At 74.3% G+C, this 17,928-nt stretch carries 19 protein-coding genes and 2 pseudogenes; 4 read left to right on the top strand and 17 right to left on the bottom strand.

Annotated features, from left to right (window positions below):
• Positions 1-13: 13 nt before the first annotated feature.
• From KMS84_RS13660 to KMS84_RS13645, 4 genes and pseudogenes are all read right to left on the bottom strand, one after another.
• The gene (locus KMS84_RS13660) at positions 14-1,153 is read right to left on the bottom strand and encodes an MBL fold metallo-hydrolase (RefSeq protein ID WP_256916458.1); all 1,140 of its coding nucleotides are present in this window, start codon (positions 1,151-1,153) and stop codon (positions 14-16) included.
• Positions 1,150-2,487, bottom strand: a complete 1,338-nt coding sequence (locus KMS84_RS13655; protein ID WP_256916457.1) for an aminotransferase class I/II-fold pyridoxal phosphate-dependent enzyme — start codon at positions 2,485-2,487, stop codon at positions 1,150-1,152. The genes KMS84_RS13660 and KMS84_RS13655 overlap by 4 nt, the downstream gene beginning before the upstream one ends.
• A gap of 250 nt (positions 2,488-2,737) precedes the next feature.
• Positions 2,738-3,484, bottom strand: a complete 747-nt coding sequence (locus KMS84_RS13650; protein ID WP_256916456.1) for a hypothetical protein — start codon at positions 3,482-3,484, stop codon at positions 2,738-2,740.
• Positions 3,485-3,970: 486 nt separating this feature from the next.
• Positions 3,971-4,762: pseudogene (locus KMS84_RS13645) on the bottom strand (RNA polymerase sigma factor SigF); the annotation flags it as partial.
• Between the two features lie 265 nt (positions 4,763-5,027).
• Here KMS84_RS13645 and KMS84_RS13640 point away from each other — a divergent pair.
• The 3 genes from KMS84_RS13640 to KMS84_RS13630 all read left to right on the top strand — a co-directional run bounded on the left by KMS84_RS13640 (position 5,028) and on the right by KMS84_RS13630 (position 8,050).
• A complete protein-coding gene (locus tag KMS84_RS13640; protein WP_256916455.1) occupies positions 5,028-6,917 on the top strand; it encodes a thiamine pyrophosphate-binding protein in 1,890 nt (629 codons plus the stop codon).
• Between the two features lie 117 nt (positions 6,918-7,034).
• On the top strand, positions 7,035-7,415 hold the full coding sequence (locus KMS84_RS13635) for a DUF2795 domain-containing protein (RefSeq protein WP_256916454.1): 381 nt from the start codon (positions 7,035-7,037) through the stop codon (positions 7,413-7,415).
• 92 nt (positions 7,416-7,507) lie between these two features.
• Complete coding sequence (locus tag KMS84_RS13630; protein ID WP_256916453.1) at positions 7,508-8,050, top strand: type 1 glutamine amidotransferase domain-containing protein; 543 nt, start codon at positions 7,508-7,510, stop codon at positions 8,048-8,050.
• 201 nt (positions 8,051-8,251) lie between these two features.
• Here the strand turns inward: KMS84_RS13630 and KMS84_RS13625 are convergent, their stop codons facing one another.
• The 3 genes from KMS84_RS13625 to KMS84_RS13615 form a co-directional block, all read right to left on the bottom strand.
• Positions 8,252-8,551 (bottom strand): DUF6158 family protein, encoded by a 300-nt coding sequence (locus KMS84_RS13625; RefSeq protein ID WP_256916452.1) that lies wholly within the window; start codon positions 8,549-8,551, stop codon positions 8,252-8,254.
• Positions 8,552-8,721: 170 nt separating this feature from the next.
• Positions 8,722-10,341 carry an ABC-F family ATP-binding cassette domain-containing protein gene (locus KMS84_RS13620; protein ID WP_256916451.1) on the bottom strand — a complete coding sequence of 540 codons (1,620 nt, stop codon included), beginning with the start codon at positions 10,339-10,341 and terminating at the stop codon, positions 8,722-8,724.
• A 101-nt stretch (positions 10,342-10,442) separates the two neighbouring features.
• On the bottom strand, positions 10,443-11,102 hold the full coding sequence (locus KMS84_RS13615; RefSeq protein ID WP_256916450.1) for a histidine phosphatase family protein: 660 nt from the start codon (positions 11,100-11,102) through the stop codon (positions 10,443-10,445).
• A gap of 256 nt (positions 11,103-11,358) precedes the next feature.
• Between KMS84_RS13615 and KMS84_RS13610 the strand changes: the two genes are divergently transcribed.
• Positions 11,359-12,180 (top strand): class I SAM-dependent methyltransferase, encoded by an 822-nt coding sequence (locus KMS84_RS13610; protein ID WP_256916449.1) that lies wholly within the window; start codon positions 11,359-11,361, stop codon positions 12,178-12,180.
• 124 nt (positions 12,181-12,304) lie between these two features.
• On the opposite strand, the gene KMS84_RS13605 is transcribed toward KMS84_RS13610, so the two are convergent.
• The 10 genes and pseudogenes from KMS84_RS13605 to KMS84_RS13560 all read right to left on the bottom strand — a co-directional run bounded on the left by KMS84_RS13605 (position 12,305) and on the right by KMS84_RS13560 (position 17,626).
• A complete protein-coding gene (locus KMS84_RS13605; protein ID WP_256916474.1) occupies positions 12,305-12,589 on the bottom strand; it encodes a gas vesicle protein K in 285 nt (94 codons plus the stop codon).
• Positions 12,586-12,774 carry a gas vesicle protein gene (locus tag KMS84_RS13600; protein ID WP_256916473.1) on the bottom strand — a complete coding sequence of 63 codons (189 nt, stop codon included), beginning with the start codon at positions 12,772-12,774 and terminating at the stop codon, positions 12,586-12,588. The genes KMS84_RS13605 and KMS84_RS13600 overlap by 4 nt, the downstream gene beginning before the upstream one ends.
• 43 nt (positions 12,775-12,817) lie before the next feature.
• Positions 12,818-13,567: pseudogene (locus KMS84_RS13595) on the bottom strand (GvpL/GvpF family gas vesicle protein); the annotation flags it as partial.
• Positions 13,564-13,935 (bottom strand): gas vesicle protein, encoded by a 372-nt coding sequence (locus KMS84_RS13590; RefSeq protein ID WP_256916448.1) that lies wholly within the window; start codon positions 13,933-13,935, stop codon positions 13,564-13,566. The pseudogene KMS84_RS13595 and the gene KMS84_RS13590, both read right to left, overlap by 4 nt.
• Positions 13,932-15,113, bottom strand: coding sequence for an SRPBCC family protein (locus KMS84_RS13585; protein WP_256916447.1), 1,182 nt, complete (start codon positions 15,111-15,113; stop codon positions 13,932-13,934). Before KMS84_RS13585 ends, KMS84_RS13590 begins: the two co-directional genes overlap by 4 nt.
• On the bottom strand, positions 15,110-15,811 hold the full coding sequence (locus KMS84_RS13580; RefSeq protein WP_256916446.1) for a DNA primase: 702 nt from the start codon (positions 15,809-15,811) through the stop codon (positions 15,110-15,112). The genes KMS84_RS13585 and KMS84_RS13580 overlap by 4 nt, the downstream gene beginning before the upstream one ends.
• Complete coding sequence (locus tag KMS84_RS13575) at positions 15,808-16,071, bottom strand: gas vesicle protein GvpG (protein WP_256916445.1); 264 nt, start codon at positions 16,069-16,071, stop codon at positions 15,808-15,810. The genes KMS84_RS13580 and KMS84_RS13575 overlap by 4 nt, the downstream gene beginning before the upstream one ends.
• Positions 16,072-16,078: 7 nt before the next feature.
• The gene (locus KMS84_RS13570; protein ID WP_256916444.1) at positions 16,079-16,834 is read right to left on the bottom strand and encodes a GvpL/GvpF family gas vesicle protein; all 756 of its coding nucleotides are present in this window, start codon (positions 16,832-16,834) and stop codon (positions 16,079-16,081) included.
• Positions 16,831-17,262 (bottom strand): gas vesicle structural protein GvpA, encoded by a 432-nt coding sequence (locus KMS84_RS13565; RefSeq protein WP_256916443.1) that lies wholly within the window; start codon positions 17,260-17,262, stop codon positions 16,831-16,833. Before KMS84_RS13565 ends, KMS84_RS13570 begins: the two co-directional genes overlap by 4 nt.
• 58 nt (positions 17,263-17,320) lie before the next feature.
• Positions 17,321-17,626, bottom strand: a complete 306-nt coding sequence (locus KMS84_RS13560) for a gas vesicle protein GvpO (RefSeq protein WP_256916472.1) — start codon at positions 17,624-17,626, stop codon at positions 17,321-17,323.
• Positions 17,627-17,928 lie beyond the last annotated feature (302 nt).

Genomic DNA, 17,928 nt, shown 5'->3' with positions numbered 1-17,928 from the left:
GGGCCGGCGCGGGTCACTCCAGGATGCGCGAGCCGCCCACGGGCAGGTCCCACAGGTCGTCGCGCTCCAGGCCCGCCTTCTCCCAGGCCGCGCGCACACGCGTGAGGGGTTCGAGGACCGGCTCCGCCGACAGCACGAACGTCCCCCAGTGCATCGGGGCCATGCGCCGGGCGCCGAGGTCGAGGGCGGCGCGGACCGCCTCCTCGGGGTCGCAGTGGACGTCGCTGAGCCACCAGCGCGGGTCGTAGGCGCCGATGGGCAGCAGAGCCAGGTCGATGCCCGGGTGGCGCTGCCCGATGCGGGAGAACCAGTGGCCGTAGCCGGTGTCGCCGGCGAAGTAGACGCGCTGTCCCCCGGGGGCGGTGAGCACCCAGCCGCCCCACAGGGTGCGGCAGGTGTCGACGAGGCTGCGCTTGGACCAGTGGTGCGCGGGCACGAAGTCGAAGCGCACGCCCGACAGTTCGGCCGCCTCCCACCAGTCCAGCTCGGTCACGCGGGTGAACCGGCGGCGCCGAAACCAGCGGCCGAGCCCGGCGGGCACGAACACCGGCGTGTCGCGTGGGAGCCGGCGCAGCGTGGGGGCGTCCAGATGGTCGTAGTGGTTGTGGCTGATGACGACGGCGTCGACCCGCGGCAGCTCCTCCCAGCGGACGCCGACCGGGGTGATGCGGGCCGGGGTGCCGAGGATGCGGCGGGACCAGACCGGGTCGGTCAGGACGGTGAGGCCGCCGATGCCCACCACCCAGCTGGCGTGTCCCACCCAGGTGACGGCGACCGTGCGGGCGTCCGCACGCGGCACCGGGGCGGGGGCGGGGGCGACGGGCAGCCGCGGGATGTCGGCGAGCCCCTCCTTTCCGGGCCGCACCGCGCCCTCGCGGGCGAACCGGGCGAGGGCCTTGAGGCCGGGCAGCGGCGACGTCAGCCGGTCGTGGAAACCGCGCGGCCACACGCGCCGCTCCCCCGGCGGGCGGGGCTCGGCGAGCGGCGGGACGGGCGGCGCGAGCGGCGAGGGAGAGGACGGCCGCGACGACGGAGGAGGGAGCGCGGACACGGGGGCCGATGCCTGGTCGTCCCGGGCGGCGGCCGGGTCGGCGGCGGTGGCGGCCTCGTGGGCGGCGACCGGGCCGGCGGCGGTCTCGGACTGCTGCGTCATCGAGGAGGCTCCCATCGCTGAGCTTCGTCACGGAGGTCGTCGAAGACGGACCTCACGAGCGTCAACGCGCGTTGCACGTGGGGCAGTTCCCACGGCGTGGGCGAGGTGAGGCATTCCGTGCGCTGCGCGTCCGTCCCGTGCAGGAGCAGCCCGGTGGACAGCCGGACCCGCAGCGCGCCGAGGTCGTCCCCGAAGCGGTGGGCGCCCGGCGCCGGCATGCCGAGCCGGGCGGAGAGGAAGTCCTCCAGGTCCTGGGCGTCCGCGACGCCGCGCGCCGCCAGCGCCTCGCGCAGCGGTCCCAGGTCGGCGTACAGGTGCCGGCCGGCCGCGGGCGGCCTGGCCAGGCCGCCCGCGGCGACCACCGCGGAGTGCAGGGCCTGCGCCACACGCGCGTGCAGGCGTACGGCGGCGGCCACCCGCGCGGTCACGGGCTCCGGCTCGGCCAGGGCGTAGCAGGCGGCGGCCGCCACGGGGGCGGCCACGCGCGCGTCGAGCGCGGTGAGGACGTCGAGCACGCGCGCGTGCAGGTCGTCGCCGGCGGCCGTGGCGGGGAACCGGGCGATCGCCGCCGGCCAGCCCTCGGGCAGCAGCGCCCCCGCGAGGTCGCTGACGACGGTGACCCGCTCGGGCAGCATCTCGGCCGGGCCGACCAGCACGGTCTCGTGCGGGCGGTGCACCGTGTCGCGCCAGGTCTCGTCGCTGACCAGGTGCAGACCCTCGCCCGCGGCGGCCTCCGCGACCTCGTGCAGCACCTCGGGCGGCGCGACGGTGGCCGTGGGGTCGTCGGCCACGGACAGCACCAGCAGCCGCGGGTCGCCGCCCTCGGCGCGCACCCGCCGCACGGTCTCCAGCAGGGCGAAGGGGTCCGGGACGCCGCCGCACTCGGCGGGCGTGGCCACATGGAAGACGGGCCGTCCCAGCAGACGTGCGTAGGGCGCCCACCAGGCCGCGCAGGGCCTTGGCACCAGGACGTCGCCGCCGAGGGCCGCGGTCAGCGCGAGCAGCAGGGCGGGGGCGCCGGGGCCGGCGGCGACCCGGCCCGGCTCGGCGGGTGCGCCGCGCCGGGACCAGTAACCGCGGGCCGCGTCGAGGAGCGCGGGGCCGCCGCCGACCGGTTCGCCCTCGGCGCGCCCGGCCGCCCGGGCCAGTACCGAGGCCAGTTCGGGCAGCACCGGCAGTCCGTCCGTGGGGAGCGGGGGCCCGTAGCGGACGGGTCCGCGATCCCGTCCGGGACCGTGGTCCTGGGCGGGGCGCGGGTCCTGGCCGGGGTCGTCGTCCGGCGCGCGGACGTGGTTGCGGACGGGTTCGTGGTCCCCCGGTTCCGTCCGTCGCATCGCGTCCTCCGCGCAGTCCGTGCGTGGTGCCGTGCCGGGCGCCCCGTGCCGCCGTCCGGGCCGCTGGACGGCGCGCGGGGCGCGTGGTGCGTGACGTCCCGTCCGGGACCCGGCGCTCGCAAGGGGCCGGACCCTCGTACGAGGCGGGTCGTGCCTTTGGGGGGTGAGTACCCGGTGGTGCGGCGCCCCATGACCGCCCGCGCGCGTTGCGCCGGTCACACCGGGGGCCGCGGCGGCCCGCAGGCCGCGCTCAGGCGTCGCCCCCGGGCGTCCGGCGACGCAGTCGGTGGACCGCGGCGCCGAACGCGCCCGCGATCAGAACGGCGCCGGCGACCAGGGCGGGCACGGAGTCCGTGAAGGCGCCGCCCTCACCGGCCTGTACGCCGTGCTCGACGGGGGCCGGGGCGCACGAGGCGTCCGCGGACGGGCCGCCGCGCTGCTGCGGCTCGGGCCGGGCGCACGGCCGGGCGGTGGCGCAGGGCTCGGCGTGCTGCTGGGAGCCGCCCGGCGCCGGCGGACACGGCCGAGCGGTGGGGCAGGAGGGGCCGGAGGCCGCGGCCGGACACGGCTGCGGCCAGGCGTTCGCGACCTCCAGGGTGGCGCTCCAGGGCTTGCCCGTGCCGCCGGGAGCGGCCGGGCAGGTCCCGTCGACGGTCCAGCCGGCGCCCGCCCCGGCCGCCGCGGGACCCGCTTCCAGGTCGTCGGCGGGGGCGATCCGGGCGGTGCCCCGGTAGGCGGTGCCGCCCTCCGCGTCGTCGCCGGGGACCTTGGTCAGTTTGACGGTGCCGTCGGCGAAGGCCTGCGAGGTGGCGTCGAGGCTCTCGGGCGCGGGGGCCGACAGAGGGCCGCAGGCGACCGACACGCTGACGCTGTCGCCGGGAGCGGCGCTGCCGGGGCTGACCTCCGCCGACGGGTCCGCGAAGGCGGCCGGACCGGCGACGCCCAGGACGGCGCCGGCCAGGGCCAGGGCGGAGAGGAAGTGGGCGGTGCGACCCATGGGACGGGCTCCTTCGGCCGGTGGCTGCGGGGCGGGGCGTCGCGGCCCCACAGCCATCACAGCCCGAGCCCGCCCGGGGCGCGCGCGGCCGGACGCCATTGGCGGGAGAGACACCCCCGTGCGGGTGACCCCACCCCTCCGGGGGCGTGGCTGACAGGCGGGGGCGAGGTGGCCGGGGGCGACCCCCGAAGATGCCGGGGGCCGGCGGGCCGATCCGGCGCACAGGGTCTTGGGGGGACAACGCCGCCGTGGAACCCCGCAAGGCAGCCGAGGCCGCCGTTCCCTCGTCCCGGGGCTTGCGTCACCGGGCCGGAGCTTGCGTCACCCGCGCGCCCGCCGGGCACTCGACCGGCCCCGCCCTCTCAGGGCCGCGGCCGCAGGGGCGAGGGCGCCGTCGTCGAGACCGGGAGGGCGTCGCCGGGACGGGGGGCCGTCGCCGGGACGCGCAGTCCTCGCCCGGCAGGGTCCGGCCTGCGGGGTGGGCTGACTCGCGTCGTTCAGGATCTGGTCGCGCAGCCGGCCGCAGCAGCGGTTGATCAGCCGGGACACGTGCATCTGCGAGATGCCCAGCTGCTCGGCGATCCGGCTCTGCGTCATGTCCCCGAAGAACCTCATGTAGAGGATCGTCCGCTCTCGCTCGGACAGTGCGGCGAGCCGGGGGCGGACGGCCTCCCGGTCGACGACCGTGTCCAGCGCGGGATCCGCCTCACCCATCGTGTCGGTGAGCGAGAAGCCCCCCTCCCTGCCCGGGAGTTCCGCGTCCAGCGACAGCGCGCTGAAGCTCTCCAGCGCCTCCAGCCCGGTGCGGACCTCGTCCTCGCTGAGCCGTGCGTGCTCGGCGAGTTCGGCGACGGTGGGCGGCCGGCCCACGGTGGTCCGGCCCAGCTCCTGCCCGGCGCTGCGCACCCTGTTGCGCAGCTCCTGGACGCGACGGGGCACGTGCAGGGTCCACATGTGGTCGCGGAAGTGCCGCTTGATCTCGCCCGTGATGGTGGGCACCGCGTAGCTCTCGAACGCGTTGCCCCGCGCGGGGTCGTAGCGGTCGACGGCCTTGACCAGGCCGAGGGCGGCGACCTGGCGCAGGTCGTCCAGGTTCTCGCCGCGGTTGCGGAAGCGGCCGGCGAGGCGGTCGGCCATCGGCAGCCAGGCCTCGACGATCCGGGCCCGGAGAGTGTCGCGGCGGGCTCCCGGAGGCAGGGCGGCGAGGCTGCGGAAGGCCTCGGCGGTGTCGGGGGCGTCGTCGTGCGGATGCTGCCTGGTGCGCGCTCGGTTCGGCATGGGATGCGACAACTCCCTGAGGACTGCCTTGGATCGGCCGGTCTCCCCGGGGGAAACGGCCGTGGCCCGATCGGGCCTCGCGGGGCCCACGAAGCCGGGGCCCGCCACGGACGTGCCTCCGGTCCGAAGCACTGGGGCTGCGCCTGCCCCGGGCGCACGCCTCCAAACACCGCGCAGGTTTTCGGACGGGCTGCGCGGTCACCCGTGCCCGTGCACGAACGACACCCGCCTTTCCGCCTCTTCCCCTGTCAGGGAGGTCCCGTTCATGACCGCCACGGTCTGCGAACACATTCTGAGACGCCTGCGCGAGTGGGGTGTCGATCACGTCTTCGGCTGCCCCGGCGACGGCGTCCACGCGCTGCTCGCCGCCTGCGACCGCACCGAGGACGCCCCGCGCCTGGTGCGGTCGTCGCATGTCAGGACGTCCGCGTTCCAGGCGGTCGGCCACGCCCGGTTCGGCGGACGGCCGGGGGTGTGCGCGGCGGCGTCGGGACCGGACGCGGTCCAGCTCTTCGACGGCCTGTACGACGCGAGGCTGGACCGTGTCCCCGTCCTGGCGATCGTCGGCCGCCCGCGGACGGGGCGGGACGGCGCGCACCGCCCCGGTGCGGACCCGGAAGCGCTGTTCCGGGACGTCGCGTCGGAGTTCCTGGAGACGGTGACGGCCCCTCAGGACCTCCCGGACGTCCTGGACCGGGCGCTGCGGACCGCCTGCGTCCGACGCTGTCCCGTCGTGGTCGTCGTGCCCGAGGACGTCCAGGAACTCGACTGGCCGGAGCCCCCCGAGCCCTTGGGCCCCCCGGAGCACCCGCGGGCCCCGGCCGGCCCGGGCGCGGCGGCGACCGGTCCCGGCCGGGACGTGACGACGGCGGCTCCCGCGCGGGAGCTGGAGCGGGCGGCGGAGATCCTCAACTCCGGTGACAAGGTGGCGATCCTGGTCGGTCCGGGCGCCGCCGGTGCGAGCGCCGAGGTGCGGCGGATCGCGGGACTGCTCGGCGCGGGAGTGGCCGAGGAGCTGGCCGCGAAGGATGTCGTGGGGGACGAACTCCCGTACGTCACCGGCGTGGTCGGCCCGATGGGCACGCGCCCGGCCTACGAGCTGCTGCGCGACTGCGACACGTTGCTGACGATCGGCTCCTCGTCCGGGCATCCGCGGTTCCTGCCCGAGCCGGGCGGCTGGGTGCGCAGCGTCCGCGTGGACGTCGACCCGGATCCGGCCGGAGCGGCCTGCCCGTCGCCCCACGAGCCGCACGAGCCGTGCGAGCCGTGCGAGCCGCACGACGTGGAGCTCGTCGGGGACGTGCGGGAGACGCTGGAGCTGCTGATGCCGGCGATCCGGAGCGGGGAACGCGGCCGCGAGTGGTTCACGACCGTCTGCGACAACGTGCGGCGCTGGCAGGACGTCCTGGACCGCCGGTCGCGGCTGTCGGCCGATCCGATCAACCCGGAGCAGGTGGCCCGCGCCCTGGACCCGCAACTGCCGCCCGACGTGATGGTCACCTGCGACCCGGGCCCCCTGACGGGCTGGTACGCCCGCCATCTGACGCTGCGGCCGGGCATGCGCGGCGCCGTCTCCGCGGGCCTGGCCGCGACGGGCTGCGCGCTGCCGTACGCGATCGGCGCGAAGTCCGCCCACCCGGACCGGCCGGCGATCGCGCTGGTGGACGACGGGGCGATAGGGCCGGACGGACTCGCCGAGCTGGTCACCGTGGCGCGGTGCCGGGACCGGTGGCAGGACCCGCGGCTGGTCGTCGCGGTGTGGAACGACCGACGCCTCCCGCGGCACGCGCAGGACGCGCAGGACCCGCAGGCCGCGCCGGACTCTCAGGACGAGCCGTCCTCCGCCGCGTCGCAGCGGCCGCCGGAGGCGTCGTACGCGGAGTTCGCCCGCTCCCTTGGGCTGACCGGCGTGCGGGTGGAGACGCCGGAGGAGGTGGAGGCGGGCTGGCGCACCGCCCTGGCGGCGGACGGCCCGGCGGTCGTGGAGTTCCTCACCGACCCGTCCGTGCCGCCCGTGCCGGCGCACGCCACCTGGGAGCAGCTGGGAGCCGCCGCCGCGGCGGTGCTGAAGGGCGAGCCGGACGCGGGCGCCGTGGCCCGGCACGCCTTCAAGGCCAAGATGCAGGAGTTCCTGCCGGGCCCGGAGGCACGGTAGCCACGGCGACCTCGTCGCCGCAGGTCAGGGCCGATTTCGAGAGTCCGGCAGTGATTTCCGTGTCGGCCCGTCCTCCTCGGGTACGCGGGGGCCACCCGAAGATCTGGAGGGCGAACCATGCAGCGAGGCAGTGACCGGCTGAGCGTGCACCGGGACGACGAGATGAAGCACGAACTGCAGGGCCTGCTGAGGTCCGGACACCCCACGCGCACGGAGGAGTGGCACGACCCCGAGCCGTCCGCCGAGGACGACCCGCAGGTGTGGGGCGGCCCGGTGGTGCCGGGCAGTCCCCGGGCGTCGCTGGAGGCGGTCCGGCTGGAGCTCGCGCGGATCCTCGGACGGAGTTCGTTCCCCGCCGGGCCGGGCGCGCTGGCGGTCGGACTGCGGCGCGAGAACGCGCCGGACGCGCTCGTGGAGGCGGTCCAGGAGCTGCCGCACAAGGAGCGTTACGGCAACGTGCAGCAGCTGGCCGAGGCGCTGGTCGGCGCCGGCCGCTGACCGGCGCGGCCGGACGCGGCCCGCACGGCCCGACACGACACGGCAGGCCGGCGCCTGCCACCCCAGACGACACGGAAAGGACGTCGAATCCCATGCGCATCGCGTTTCTCACGGCACCGGAAGGCGTCGAACAGGTCGAGCTCACCGAGCCCTGGCAGGCGGCGGTGGACGCGGGTCACGAACCCGTGCTGGTGTCGACCGACCCGGGCAAGGTGCAGGCCTTCAACCACCTCGACAAGGGCGACACGTTCGCGGTGGACGAGGTGGTCGGCGAGGCCTCCGCGGAGTCCTTCGGCGGGCTGGTCCTGCCGGGAGGCGTCGCCAACCCCGACTTCCTGCGCGGCGACGACAAGGCGGTCGCGTTCGTCAAGGCGTTCTTCGAGCAGGGCCGCCCGGTCGCCGCGATCTGCCACGCCCCGTGGACCCTGATCGAGGCCGACGTCGTGCGGGGCCGTGTGCTGACCTCGTGGCCCAGCCTGCGCACGGACGTCCGCAACGCGGGCGGCGACTGGGTCGACGAGCAGGTGCGCGTCTGCGACCACGGCCCCAACAAGCTCGTCACCAGCCGCAAGCCGGACGATCTGCCGGCGTTCTGCGAGGCCTACCTGCGGGTGTTCGCCGCCGAAGGCGACTGACGGACGCCTCCGGAGCCTCAGGAGACGGACGCCTCCGGAGCCTCAGGAAAGGGGCGCCGGGGACAAGGCCACCAGGGCGGCCGGAACGGAGCGAGGCGCCGGTGAGGGACGTGGATCCCTCACCGGCGCCTCGTCGCGGCCAGGGCGGTCACGGCCGGCCGGGGCAAGCGAGGCTGCGGGAGGGGCGGGCCGGAGCCTCGGTCAGGCGCCGGGGCCGGCCGTCGTTCCCGGCCCCCACTTGCCGACCGGAGCGGTCGCCGCGCCGCGGCCGTCCGCCCCGGCCTTCCGCTCCCGGGCGCCCTCGCGTGTGCGGCCCGGCGAGACGAAACGGCTCGGGTTGCGGCGCAGGTACTCGCCCTCCAGCCGGGCCATGCGGTCGTTGTGGGCGCGCAGCGCGTCGTTCGAGCCGTACAGCAGCGTGTCGTGGCGCGTGCGGTGGATCGTCTCCAGCTCTTTCATCAGCTGCTGGTCGTCCAGCCGGTCCGGGTCGACTCCGGTCATCGTGGTGCCCCGCTCGTCGTGGTCGTCCGTACGCTTCGGGTACCCGCCCCCGGGATCGCCACCGGCACTGCCCCGAGCGGCGTCCGGGAGGGAGCCATGGGTCTCGCCCTCCTGCCTCCACTGTACGAACATTCCGGCCCCCGGGCCTCGCCGAGGGCCGTCCCGGTCCGCTAGCGGGCCCGCTCCACGCGCCGCTCGTCCCACACCGGCTCCGCGGTCTCCCGGACCCGGCCGTCGCTGCCGAAGACCAGGTAGCGGTCGAAGGAGCGGGCGAACCAGCGGTCGTGGGTGACGGCCAGCACCGTCCCGTCGAAGGCCTCCAGGCCCTCCTGCAACGCTTCGGCGGACTCCAGGTCGAGGTTGTCGGTGGGCTCGTCGAGAAGGAGCGCCGTGACGCCCTGAAGTTCGAGCAGCAGGATCTGGAACCGGGCCTGCTGGCCGCCGGACAGCCGGTCGAAGGTCTGTTCCGCCTGCTGGGTCAGCTCGTAGCGGCGCAGCCGGGACATCGCCGCGCCCCGGTCCTGGGAGTGCTCGCTCCACAGGATGTCCAGCAGGGTGCGGCCCTGGAGCTCGGGGTGGGCGTGGGTCTGGGCGAAGTGCCCGGGCACCACGCGAGCGCCGAGCTTCCATTGTCCCGTGTGCGCCACGTCCTCGCCGGCCAGCAGCCGCAGGAAGTGGGACTTGCCCGACCCGTTGGAGCCGAGGACGGCGACCCGCTCGCCGTAGAAGACCTCCAGGTCGAAGGGCTTCATCAGGCCGGTGAGTTCGAGCCCCTCGCAGGTGACGGCGCGCACGCCGGTGCGGCCGCCCTTGAGGCGCATCGTGATGTCCTGCTCGCGGGGCGGCTCCGGCGGCGGACCGGCCTCCTCGAACTTGCGCAGCCTGGTCTGGGCGGCCTGGTAGCGCGAGGCCAGCTCGTGGCTGATCGAGGCCGCCTGCCGCAGGCTCAGCACGAGCTTCTTCAGCTGGGCGTGCTTCTCGTCCCAGCGGCGGCGCAACTCCTCGAAGCGGGCGAAGCGTTCGCGCCGGGCCTCGTGGTAGGTGGCGAAGCCGCCGCCGTGCACCCAGGCGTCGGCGCCGGCCGGACCGGGCTCGACGGAGACGATCTTCTCGGCGGCGCGGGAGAGGAGTTCGCGGTCGTGGGAGACGAACAGAACCGTCTTGCGCGTCTCCGCGAGCCGCTCCTCCAGCCACCGCTTGCCGGGCACGTCGAGATAGTTGTCGGGCTCGTCGAGGAGGAGCACCTCGTCGTGGCCGCGCAGCAGCGCCTCCAGCACGAGGCGCTTCTGCTCACCGCCGGACAGCGTGCGCACGAGGCGGAACTGGGCCTTGTCGTAGGGGACGCCGAGGGCGGCCGTGGTGCACATGTCCCACAGCGTCTCGGACTCGTAGCCGCGCGCCTCCGCCCAGTCGGAGAGGGCCTGCGCGTAGGACAGTTGGGCGGCCTCGTCGTCGACGGTCATGATCGCGTGCTCGGCCTCGTCGACGGCCTTCGCGGCCTCGCGGATGCGGGGCGAGGCGACGGACACCAGCAGGTCGCGGACGGTCGTCTCGTCCCGTACCGAGCCCACGAACTGGCGCATCACGCCCAGGCCGCCGCTCACCGTGACGGTTCCCCCGTGCGGTTTCAGCTCCCCCGAGATCAGCCGGAGCAGGGTGGTCTTGCCGGCGCCGTTGGGACCGACCAGGGCCACGACGGCCCCTTCGCCCACCCGGAAGGAGACGTCGCCGAGCAGCGCCCTCCCGTCGGGGAGGTGGTACTCGAGATGCGCGGCTTCCAGATGTCCCATGAGGACGCATTCTGCGGGCCCCCCGCCGCCCGCGGCAAACCGATATCCACCCGGCGGACCGATGTCGGCGCAGGCCGGGGAAGCGCGGCCGGCCCCGCCGGTCAGCCGCCGGCGCCCTCGAGGGGCTGCCCGGCCGGTCCGCCCTGCCCGGCGGGCGCCACCGTGGCGCCCGCCCAGGACAGCGCCTTCCAGCCGTCCGCGGGCGAGCCCTCCAGCACGACCGTGCCGGTGTTGGCGAGGCGGTGGGCCGCGGCGAAGGGGACGTCGACGTTGTGGGCGCGGGCCGCCGCCCAGGTGCGGATCGCGGCGCCGTGGCTGACCAGCACGACGGTCCGCGCGCCGCTCGCCGCGATCTCGGCGACCACGGCGTCGTAGCGGGCGAGGAACTCGGTCCCGCTCTCGCCGCCGGGCATGCGCAGGTCCGTCTCGCCCGCCGCCCAGGCGAACGCCGTGCGCATGTACAGCGCGCCGTGCTCCGTGTCGCCGCGCAGCCCCTCCATGTCTCCGGCGGAGATCTCCCGCACCCCGTCGCGCACGACGACGTCGAGGCCGCGGGCGGCGGCCAGCGGCGCGGCCGTGAGCCGGGTGCGCACGAGGGTGGAGGCGTAGAGGGCCTCGACGTCCTCGCCGGCCAGGGCCTCGGGCAGGGCGGCGGCCTGGCGTGCGCCGAGCTCGGTGAGTCCCGGGCCGGGGACGGCCGTGTCGAGGAGGTAGTCGACGTTGGCCGGGGTCTGGCCGTGACGGACGAGCAGCAGTCGCATGCGGGGACCCTCCGGTGTCGGGACCGTCTCCGGGCCGGAAACGGCCACTTCAGGGTACCGGTGGGGGGCGGGGCCCGGTCGTCGGCCCCCGTGCCGGGCCGCGGCCCCGCCGGACGGCGCCGACCGCACGGAACACCGTACTTGACGACCCGTCAGTCCATATCGCAGGACGATCTGTCTCACCATCCGACTGTCGGCGTAGCGTGGAGCCAGCGGTGGCCGGGCCGGACCCGGTCCGTCGACAAGGGGAGCCGTCATGCCGAAAGCCCGGGAGAGCGCCGTCTACACGCACGGCCACCACGAGTCCGTGCTGCGTTCGCACACCTGGCGGACCGCCGCCAACTCCGCGGCCTATCTGCTCGGCTCGCTCAAGCCCCACATGAGGATCCTGGACATCGGCTGCGGCCCGGGCACCATCACCGCCGACCTGGCCGCGCTGGTCCCCGACGGGCACGTCACCGGCGTCGACCACGCGCCCGGGATCCTGGAGCAGGCGCGCGCCACGGCCGCCGAGCGGGGGCTGGCCAACATCGACTTCGCGGTCGCGGACGTGCACGCCCTCGAACACCCCGACGACACGTTCTGCGTCGTCCACGCCCATCAGGTGCTCCAGCACGTGGGCGATCCCGTCCAGGCGCTGCGGGAGATGCTGCGGGTGACCAGGCCCGGCGGCTTCGTCGCGGTACGCGACTCGGACTACGCGGCGATGACCTGGCACCCCGCCGACGGGGGCATGGACGACTGGCTGGACCTCTACCGGCGGGTGGCCCGCGCCAACGGCGGCGAGCCGGACGCCGGGCGGCGGCTGAAGTCCTGGGCGCTGGCCGCCGGGTTCACCGAGATCACGGCCACGTCCTCCACCTGGACCTTCAGCACCCCCGAGGAGCGGGCCTGGTGGAGCGGCCTGTGGGCCGACCGCACCGTGGCGTCGGCCTACGCGGAGCTCGCCGCCCGCGGCGGACACGCCACGACGGAGCAGCTGGACGCCGTGGCGACGGCCTGGCGGGAGTGGGGACGGCGGGAGGACGGCTGGTTCGCCGTCCTCCACGGGGAGATCCTGTGCCGGAAACCCGCCTGATCCGCGTTCCGAACCGGCTGATCCGCGCGTTCCGAACCGGCTGATCCGCGCGTTCCGCGGGTTCGCCCGTCCGGCGCCGGGCCGGCCCGCCGCCGGGAGGGCCGCCGGCTCCCGCCGGACGGGCTCACTCCCGGGGAAGCAGCGGTCCGAGGGGTCCGAGGTCCAGATTGAGGTCCTCGGGCCGCAGCCCGTACCGCTCGCGCAGCTCGGTCATGCGGTCGTCGAGCAGCATCAGGGTGAGCCCGATGCGCTCCTCCTGCTCCTCGTTCAGGTCGCCCTGGTCGAAGCGGCGCAGGGCCTGCCGTTCCATCAGCTGGCGCAGCAGCTCCACCACGGTCAGCACCAGTTTGACCAGGTCGCGCTCGACGGTGTCGGGCTCGAGGTCGATGTGGTTGCGTCGCTCCGTCACGGCGACTCCCCGAAGGGCGAGGGCACCTGCTCGTTGACCGAGCTGATCAGGGCGTTGAGGTCGATGCGGACGAGGTCGACGTCCGCGATGCGCAGCGTGATGTCGCCCGTGATGACCACTCCCCCGGCGAGCAGCCGGTCGAGCAGGTCCACCAGGGCGACCTCGCGGCGCTCCACGACGGTCATGAGCCCCCCTCGCCGACGGGGACTCCTGCGCCGACGCGTTCCCGCTGTCGTCCACGAAGGAGTACGCGGCCCAGGGACCGGTGAGCTCGACGCGCATCCCGGGCTCCTCGCCCTTCGTGCGGTCCACGAGTTCCACGAATTCCTCGGACTGTGCGCGCGGCACCAGGTAGGCGGCGTTCAGGACGTTCTGTCCGGGCGCCTTGGACAGGGCCGAGTTCTGCGGCGCGTGCAGCCGGGCGCCGTCGGCGTGCTCGGACAGGGTGGCGTGCAGCCGGCCGGCGAAACGCTCCGCCCGCTGCCAGCTGTCCTCGTGCGCCCTGCTCTCCATGCGCCGCCGGCGCAGGTAGTCCCGGCCGGAGGCGGGCTTCGCCGCCGGCTCGGAGGCGGCCTCGGGCTCACGCTCCACGTAGACCTTCACGCCCCACTCGACCCGGCCCTCCAGCCGGTCCAGGGTGCGCAGGAAGTCGGCCTCGCGCTCCTCCATCATCACGCGGACGCCGCTGTCGTCACGGAACACCGTGGCGAGCCGGAGCGGCAACGGCGTGGTGACGGCCGTCAGCGCGTCGATGACCTGCTGGTGGGCCCGGGCGGTCTCGGTCAGCCAGTCGAGGTCCTCCAGATGCCGGTGCAGGGGCGCCTCGGCGAAGTCCGCCTCGGGGACGTGGCTGACCACGGCGATCAGGCCGCGGTGGCCGAGCAACCGGGGCGGGTCGCCCGCCACCCCCTTGAGGGCCGACTGCAAGGGCGCGCCGAAGGGACGGCAGACGGCGTAGACGTATCGCAGCCCCGTCACGGCGACTCCTTCCTGACGTCGCGGGAGCCGGACTCCCGGGCGTCCTCCGGGGCGCGGCCCAGCTCCAGTTCCTCCAGCCGTGCCAGCCGTTCGCGCAGCTCGGCGTTCTCACGCGCGAGCTCGTCGCGGCGGGCGCCGGAGGACAGCGCCGGGTCCGTCTCCCACCAGTCGATGCCCATCTCCTTCGCCTTGTCGACGGAGGCGACGATCAGGCGGAGTTTGATGGTGAGCAGTTCGATGTCGAGCAGGTTGATCCGGATGTCGCCCGCGATCACGATGCCCTTGTCGAGAACGCGTTCCAGGATGTCGGCGAGATTGGCTCCGCCGCCCTGACCGTACGGCTCCGGCAGCCGGCTCGACATGCTCATCGCCGGCTCCCGCCCTTCGCGTCCTCGTACTCGGGCTCGGGCTCCTCCTCGTACTCGTCGTCGGCCTCCTCGTACTCGCCCTCGGCCTCCTCGGGCTCACCCTCCTCCTCTTCGTCCTCGTACTCGGCCTCGGGCTCGTCCTCCTCGACGTCCTCGGCGTCCGGGCCCTCGTCCTCGGTCTCGTACTCCTCATCGTCCTCCGGGCCGCCGTCCGCGGCATCCCGCGCCTCGGCGTCCTCGTCGGGCTCGCCGTTCTCGTCGAGCTCCTCGGACTCCCGGTTCTCCTCCTCCTCGGCGACCGCGTCGTCGTGGGAGCGGACGACCTCGCCGTCGCGGATCTCGCCGCGCCAGCCGTCCTTCGCCTCACCCTTGATGGTGATGAAGCGGGAGAAGTTCTTCAGGTCGAGGCGGGCACGTCGGCCCTGGGCGCGCCAGATGTTGCCGGTCTTCTCGAAGAGGCCCGTCGGGTAGTACTCGATGACCAGCAGGATGCGGGTCAGGTTCTCGGCGAGCTCGTGGAAGGAGACGACGCCCTTCGTGGTGCCCTTGGCGCCCTCCGACGTCCAGGCGATCCGGTCGTCCGGCACCTGTTCGGTGGTCTTCGCCTTCCAGCTGCGGTTGGACCAGAAGACCTTCGCCTGCCAGTCGCTGGTGGTGTCGTCGGCGCGGTTCGCGCTCTTGACGCCCTTGGCGAAGGTGCTGAAGTCCTGGTACTGCGTCCACTGGTCGTAGGCGGTGCGCAGCGGCACGCCGACGTCGATCGTCTCCATGATGACGGTCGGCTTCTTGCCCGCGCTCTTCTTGCCCTTGCCGCCCTTGCCGCCGCCGAGGTTCTTCAGCGCGCCGGTCACCTTGTCCTTGGCGCGCGAGGCGCCGAGCTCCAGCGCGGAGCGGACCGGGCCCTTGCCCTCGGCGATCTTCTTGCCGCCGTCCAGGGCGAGTTTGGCGAACCCGGGGCTGTTGCCCTCGGCGATGTCGTTGAGCTTGTTCGTGGTCTCGCCGAGCTTGCTGCCCACCCCGGTGAGCAGACGCGTGGCCTGGGCGGCGAGGTACTCCTGCACCTCCGCCTTGAGCCGGTCGGCCGCCTCGCTCTGGGCCAGGCCCGAGAGGGGGTTGCCGCCGGTCGCCTTACCTGCGGCGGAGGTCGCGGACTTCGCGGATCCGAGGGTGTCGGTCATCGGTCACCGCCTCCCTTCGGGCGGCGGGCGCCGGAGCTGCCGCCGGAGGCGGGCCGGGACGCCGTCTTCGCGGCCGTCTTGCCGGCCGACGCGGTCTTCTTCGCGGCCGTCCTGCGAGCCGGAGCCTTCTTGGCGGGCGCCTTCTTCGCAGGGGCCTTCTTCGCGGGCGCCTTCTTGGCCGTCTTCTTCGCCGCGGGCTTCCTCGGCGGCTCCTCGTCCTCCTCTTCCTCGTCCTCCTCAGAGTCCTGAGGCTCGTCCTCGTCCTCGTCCTCGTCCTCGTAGTCGGCGTCCTGAGGCTCGTCGTACTCCTCGTCCGCCTCCACGTCGTCGTCCTGCTCGTCGTCGGCCTCGTCGTCCCTGCCGCGGCCCTTGCCGGGCACGGCGCCGGCGAGCTGGTCGCGGACCTCGGCGGTGCGGCCGTGCAGCCGGTCCGCGAGCGCGTCGATCTGCCGCTCGACCATGGCGCCGGAGGCGGCCTTGCCGACTCCGCGCAGGTCCTGACGCAACTGGTCCCCGATCTCCTTGAACTGCGGGTTGTCCCGCAGCTGCTGGGAGACCAGGTCGGCGATGCCCTTCGGCGTCAGGTTGAGCCGCTTGCCGGCCACCAGCGATCCGACGGCCACCGCCATTTTCAGTTTCCTGGTGCGGCCGAGCAGGTAGCCCGCCCCGACCGCGAGGCCCAGTCCCATTCGGTTCATCTTGCCGTCCCGTCGTCCGATTGCGTGGTGCCGCCTGGGCCGGCCTCCAGCCGGTCCAGGAGTTCGTCCTCCTGTCGGTCGAACTCCTCCTCCGTGATCTCCCCCGCCTCCAACTGCTGTTCGAGGCGGGAGAGTTCGGCCCGGATCGTGGAGGGGTCGTAATAGATCCGTTCGGCCTCACGGAGTACCTGCCGGATCACCCATCCACTGCCTCTGACCGGAGCCAGCGGCAGCAGGAAAACCTCTCCGAGCAGTCCCACGACGCACCTACTTCCCGGTGATCGTCTCCGCGGGCTCGGAGGGTCCGGGCTCGACGAAGCTGTAGGGCGGAAGCGGCCCGTTGAGGCGCACGTCGAGGTGCGGATGGGCCTGTCGCAGCTCGTCCACCGCCTCCGCGAATCGGGCCGCCTCGTCCCGGTCCACCAGGAACGACACGTTGGCCAGCCAGCCCGTGGACTCGGGGCCCAGACCGACGGCGGCCGAGAGCGGCTCCAGCGCCTGCTGGACGACGCCCGCGTCCTCGGCCTCCTGGGCCTTGACGGCGGCGGCGACCATCTCGCCGAGCTGTAGCTTCTGGTCGTAACTGCCGCCGCCCGCCTTGCGGTTGGCCTCGGCGAGCGAACGCAGCTCGGGGCTGCCGGCCATGACGTGGTGCAGCACGGCCTCCTCGATGTGCGTCGCCTTGACGTTGTACTCGACCTTGCCGTCGAGAGCCCGCAGCCGCTCCTGGTAGTGCTCGGCGCGCTCGGCGAGCACACCGGTCACGGCGCTGTCCTCGGGGGCGACGCTGCCGAACCGCATGGGCAGCACGCAGCCGCCCGCGCCCGCCTCGGCGAGCACGTTCTGGTGCGCGAGCAGCTCACGCCGCTTGGGGCGCAGGCCCTCCGGCGCGTCGCTCACGACGGCCGCCAGATCGCCCTCCTTGAGCACCCGCACGGGCATCGGAGGGTCTCCGACGCCGCCCAGTCCCTCGGGAAGGGCAGGGTGCGAGCCCGCGGTGATGCCGTAGACGTAGGTGCTCACTCCTGCTCCTCCTTCCGGCGCGAAGCCGCGGTCTTGCGGGCACGCGGCCTGGTCTGGCGCTCCTCGGAACCGTCGTCACGCGCCTGCTTGAACGCGTCGGATATGGTCTCGGCGGCGCCGGACAGCGCGCCCTTGGACTTGCCGCGCGCGCCGGACTCGGTGACCTCGCCGACGATCTCGGGCAGGCCCGGGCTCTTGTTGGAGCCGGATTCCAGGTCCAGCCGGTTGCACGCCTCGGCGAAGCGCAGATAGGTGTCGACGCTGGCCACGACGACACGCACGTCGATCTTGAGGATCTCGATACCGACCAGGGAGACCCGCACGAACGCGTCGATCACCAGCCCCCTGTCGAGGACGAGCTCCAGAACGTCGTAAAGACCGCTCGAGCCGCCTCCGCCACCGGACTGCTGTGCCGGGACTACGGTCATGCCGACCGCACCTCCTTGCTTTCGTGATTGATGATCGGAAATGGTGTGGTGCGGCGGCCTAACGGCCGCCGGCCCGGTGCGCGTCGGCCCGCCCGCGCTCGTAACGGCGAACGCGCCGATAGCCGGTGAGCTGCCCGTCGGGGTCGAGCTCGACCTGGTAGGTCGCCATGAGGCTCATGGTGTCGGGGACCCGTTCCAGTTCGAGGACCTCGACCTCCAGGGACCAGCCGTCCTCCGTCTGCGCGAAGGAGGACACGCTCTCGGCGGTCATGCCGGTGAGCTCAGCGAGCTGGGCACGTGCCTCGCGCAGCACCTCCATGGGGCGCGGCCGGTCGTCCGTCACGATGTGGTCCTCGCCCTTCATGTCGTCGTCCTCGTCGGCTTCCGGCTCGTCGCCGTCGCCGCCTTCGGTGTCCGGCTCGTCACGCTCCGCCTCGTCGGCGTCCTGCTCCTCGCCGTCGAGCTCCTCGGCCTCGGCCTCGGCGTCGGCGTCGGCTTCGTCGGCATCCGCCTCCTCGACGTCCGCCTCCTCGGCTTCGGCATCGGCCTCCTCGGCCTCCGCGTCGGCTTCGTCGACGTCCGCCTCCTCGACGTCCGCCTCCTCGGCCTCCGCCTCTTCGGCCTCCGCCTCTTCGGCCTCTGCCGCCTCGGCTGCCGGCTCCTCGG

Source organism: Streptomyces hilarionis, assembly GCF_024539675.1.
In the GTDB taxonomy this organism is placed as follows: Bacteria; Actinomycetota; Actinomycetes; order Streptomycetales; family Streptomycetaceae; genus Streptomyces; species Streptomyces hilarionis.
The sequence above is the reverse complement of the archived record's forward strand: the minus strand, read 5'-3'. Positions and strand labels throughout refer to the sequence as shown.

Bases quoted from the DNA above. Each gene is read 5' to 3' on its own strand.
- KMS84_RS13620 (WP_256916451.1), bottom strand. From the start codon at position 10,341: ATGGGACATCTGGAAGCCGCGCATCTCGAGTACCACCTCCCCGACGGG.
- KMS84_RS13615 (WP_256916450.1), bottom strand. From the start codon at position 11,102: ATGCGACTGCTGCTCGTCCGTCACGGCCAGACCCCGGCCAACGTCGAC.
- KMS84_RS13585 (WP_256916447.1), bottom strand. From the start codon at position 15,113: ATGACCGACACCCTCGGATCCGCGAAGTCCGCGACCTCCGCCGCAGGT.
- KMS84_RS13565 (WP_256916443.1), bottom strand. From the start codon at position 17,262: ATGACCGTAGTCCCGGCACAGCAGTCCGGTGGCGGAGGCGGCTCGAGC.
- KMS84_RS13560 (WP_256916472.1), bottom strand. From the start codon at position 17,626: ATGAAGGGCGAGGACCACATCGTGACGGACGACCGGCCGCGCCCCATG.
- KMS84_RS13660 (WP_256916458.1), bottom strand. From the start codon at position 1,153: ATGACGCAGCAGTCCGAGACCGCCGCCGGCCCGGTCGCCGCCCACGAG.
- KMS84_RS13600 (WP_256916473.1), bottom strand. From the start codon at position 12,774: ATGACCGTCGTGGAGCGCCGCGAGGTCGCCCTGGTGGACCTGCTCGAC.
- KMS84_RS13580 (WP_256916446.1), bottom strand. From the start codon at position 15,811: ATGAACCGAATGGGACTGGGCCTCGCGGTCGGGGCGGGCTACCTGCTC.
- KMS84_RS13650 (WP_256916456.1), bottom strand. From the start codon at position 3,484: ATGGGTCGCACCGCCCACTTCCTCTCCGCCCTGGCCCTGGCCGGCGCC.
- KMS84_RS13655 (WP_256916457.1), bottom strand. From the start codon at position 2,487: ATGCGACGGACGGAACCGGGGGACCACGAACCCGTCCGCAACCACGTC.
- KMS84_RS13610 (WP_256916449.1), top strand. From the start codon at position 11,359: ATGCCGAAAGCCCGGGAGAGCGCCGTCTACACGCACGGCCACCACGAG.
- KMS84_RS13625 (WP_256916452.1), bottom strand. From the start codon at position 8,551: ATGACCGGAGTCGACCCGGACCGGCTGGACGACCAGCAGCTGATGAAA.
- KMS84_RS13590 (WP_256916448.1), bottom strand. From the start codon at position 13,935: ATGAGCATGTCGAGCCGGCTGCCGGAGCCGTACGGTCAGGGCGGCGGA.
- KMS84_RS13635 (WP_256916454.1), top strand. From the start codon at position 7,035: ATGCAGCGAGGCAGTGACCGGCTGAGCGTGCACCGGGACGACGAGATG.
- KMS84_RS13640 (WP_256916455.1), top strand. From the start codon at position 5,028: ATGACCGCCACGGTCTGCGAACACATTCTGAGACGCCTGCGCGAGTGG.
- KMS84_RS13630 (WP_256916453.1), top strand. From the start codon at position 7,508: ATGCGCATCGCGTTTCTCACGGCACCGGAAGGCGTCGAACAGGTCGAG.